This window comes from Ignatzschineria sp. LJL83 (genome assembly GCF_054871845.1).
In genome coordinates, this window is record NZ_JBTXLY010000001.1 from 397351 (window position 1) to 400331 (window position 2981).

3 protein-coding genes are annotated in these 2981 nt (G+C 34.1%); 1 reads left to right on the plus strand and 2 read right to left on the minus strand.

What is annotated here, in order from left to right; genetic code table 11:
* Positions 1-45: 45 nt before the first annotated feature.
* Positions 46-963, minus strand: coding sequence for a PfkB family carbohydrate kinase (locus ACYSN2_RS01710; protein ID WP_461748516.1), 918 nt, complete (start codon positions 961-963; stop codon positions 46-48).
* 22 nt (positions 964-985) lie between these two features.
* Complete coding sequence (locus tag ACYSN2_RS01715; RefSeq protein WP_461748517.1) at positions 986-1630, minus strand: hypothetical protein; 645 nt, start codon at positions 1628-1630, stop codon at positions 986-988.
* Between the two features lie 188 nt (positions 1631-1818).
* Between ACYSN2_RS01715 and ACYSN2_RS01720 the strand changes: the two genes are divergently transcribed.
* Positions 1819-2337: an adenine phosphoribosyltransferase gene (locus ACYSN2_RS01720; RefSeq protein ID WP_461748518.1), complete on the plus strand. Its 519-nt coding sequence runs from the start codon at positions 1819-1821 to the stop codon at positions 2335-2337.
* Positions 2338-2981: the final 644 nt, after the last annotated feature.

Genomic DNA, 2981 nt, shown 5'->3' on the forward strand with positions numbered 1-2981 from the left:
TTTAAAGATATTAATATAGGGATTACTGAGTATTACTATTACCTATTACCAAGCAGAAAAAGTTGTTAATGCTTCTTTAAATGATTCCGGAATAGGAACAAAAGCACCTTTCTGGGTGCAAATATAACTACTAAAACGATTGGCGAAAACATGGGCGTTTTCAAAGGATGCCCCTCGATTTAAAGCAGTAAGAAATGCCGCAGAAAATGCATCGCCGGCGCCGACAGTATCATTCAATGTGATTTTTTGAATACTTTGCGCCGAATAGTCGGTTTCACTCATCACGATACTTCCTTCAGCGCCTAATGTCAGAATGATAAAGTTCAGGTTTAGCTGTTGAATTAGCTGAAATAGCGCATCTCGAGTGGAGAGAGAATCTAAATCGAATAGGGATTTTAGATACTGAAACTCTTCAAAATTGATTTTAAGAATATCTGCAAGCTTGAGAAGCTCTAAAACTTTCTCATTTGTAAAGTAGGGCGCTCTTAAGTTTAAATCTAAAAACCGTGTCGCATCGGGATTGTGTTCTAAAATTTTAAGTAGGGTTTTAAAGCTACTATTCTCTTGCTCATTTCTCTGAGCAAGAGAACCAAAAGCGATGAGATTTGCCTGAATTCCGGCATTTTTTACGGCATCAGAATAGGGAATCTCATCCCACGCTGCCGGCGTTTGAAATTGATAATGCGGTTCATGATCAAGAATCTGAATATCCACAGTGCCGGTCGGCAGATTCGACGTCGGTATAATATGCGGAATTTGTAGCGATTGCAGTTGTTGAATCGCTTCTAATCCTAGCTCATCATTCCCAACTTGTGATATGAATTGTGTCGATTCGCCGAGCTTGTGAAAAAAATAGCTCAAATTACTCGGCGCACCGCCTAATACTTTCGCAGTTTTCTCATCTTGATGAAAAATATCCCATAAGATTTCACCAAAACAGAGGATTTTATAAGAAGCGTTCACAATATAGATTCCCTTATTTTACTTAAATAGCAGATTGCGATATCGAATTTCCTATTTTAGAGGAGTTTGGGGAAGATTGCGCTGCTTGTTGGAACTTTGAAACATAGAAAAAATTCCCTCCAAAGAGCGCAAGCATAAAGAAGATCTCTAAAATTTCCTCAAGTAACTCATAATTGGGCAAGGGAATAAGATCATTCGTAAATAGATATAAGGCACGTTGATGTTCTGCTTGATCGGCAAGTAGAAAAAGAATCAGTAAGATACCGATCACTTTATAAGGAATACCGTAAGTTTTGATAATGGAAACGAGTATCAGGCGATATTTTCTGATTGCTAAAGGAAGAACGACTAAAGAAACAAGACACAGCCCGATAAGGCGGTAATATTCCCGGGGATATCCAGGGAAATAAATTCTGCCCCAATTGATACTTCTGCCGAGTAATATAATCCAAAACAGAGTAATCCAAAGCCAAAAAAACCGATAATCCTGTTGTTTTTTGGCGAGCCAAAGAGAATAGATGATGCCGATACCTAACAACACAAGCTGTAAGTTTTCAATAATCGGTAAACTCAGCGAATAAGGCTCCATCATGTAGTAGAGCAGAGGACTTAAAATAATCGCAAGAAGAAGATAGAGGAAAATAATTGTATTAGAACGCTGTTTCATTATAGGAATATCGGTTGTGGGGTTGGTTTTCAATCGTCATTGTGGCTGTGAAGTATACTAAATATTGGTAAATAATTGTAATTATTTCCAAGTAATCCTTTTGATTTTAAGGAAATAAGAGTAGATATTCAGATCAGTGTTATAATTTTGTTTTATATGTTTAGAATAAATTCGTTAGGAATGAACAGATGGACTTAAAGAAATATATTGCGCGTATTCAAAACTTTCCGGTGGAAGGTGTCGATTTTAAAGATATTACACCGCTCCTTAATAGTGTCGAAGCGTATCGTGAAACGATTGAACGTATGAGCACGTTTGTCAAAGAGTGTGGCGCGACTGTGATTGTAGCGCCGGAAGCACGTGGATTTATTTTTGCTGCGCCTGTGGCATTTAATACGGGTGTGCGTTTAGTATTGGTGCGTAAACCAGGAAAATTACCACGTGAGTGCCATAAAGTATCCTACTCTTTGGAATATGGTAATAATATTCAAGAAATGCATAAAGGTGATGTGCTTAAAGATGACAAAGTTGTAATCTTAGATGATGTATTAGCTACAGGCGGAACGATTAAGGCGATCATTCAGATGGTCGAGAAGGAAGAAGCGACGGTGGAAGGTATCTGTTTCTTGGCGGATCTTCTTTATTTGCACGATGACAACGTATTAGACGGATATAATGTTGAATCTCTATTAAGCTATACGAGTTAATATGACGTAATTATATTTATTATCTTATTAATTTGTTATTAGTATTAAATTAGTAGTTAAGTGAAGTAATCCATTCGTGATTTGGTGTGTATGTTTTATATTTATTAGGTTCTATATTTTAGATAGAATGTAGTTAGTAGTTAGTATTATCTATATAGAGCATGATAATAATAGTTTGAATCCATACAGGAATAAAATAATGACATTTTAATTAAAGAGCCTTAGGGCTCTTTTTTATTGTCTTAATTTTTTAATATTATATTATTAAGTAATATATAAATAATGTTTTGGCATGTATAGCAACTTGTAGTTATTGTTTATATTATTGATTTTGAAGGTTTATTTTTCAATTTGTGTTTTGATGAGAGTCTTTGGGGTGTTGCGTAACAATGATTTATTTATGTAGTTTAATATTATTAAGTGTTAATTGAAGTGGTGATTATTATTAGTTTAATTAATTAAAATATTTATTTTTACAATTTGTATTTATTAATAGAATCTTTGTGTTATATTCTCCTTTGTATGAATTACTTATTTACAGTTATATAAATATTATTATATTTATTTGTATTATTGATTAATTCGATCTATTTCTGACTAATGAGATTTATTAAATTATCTATCCCCAGAGAGATTTGTATATT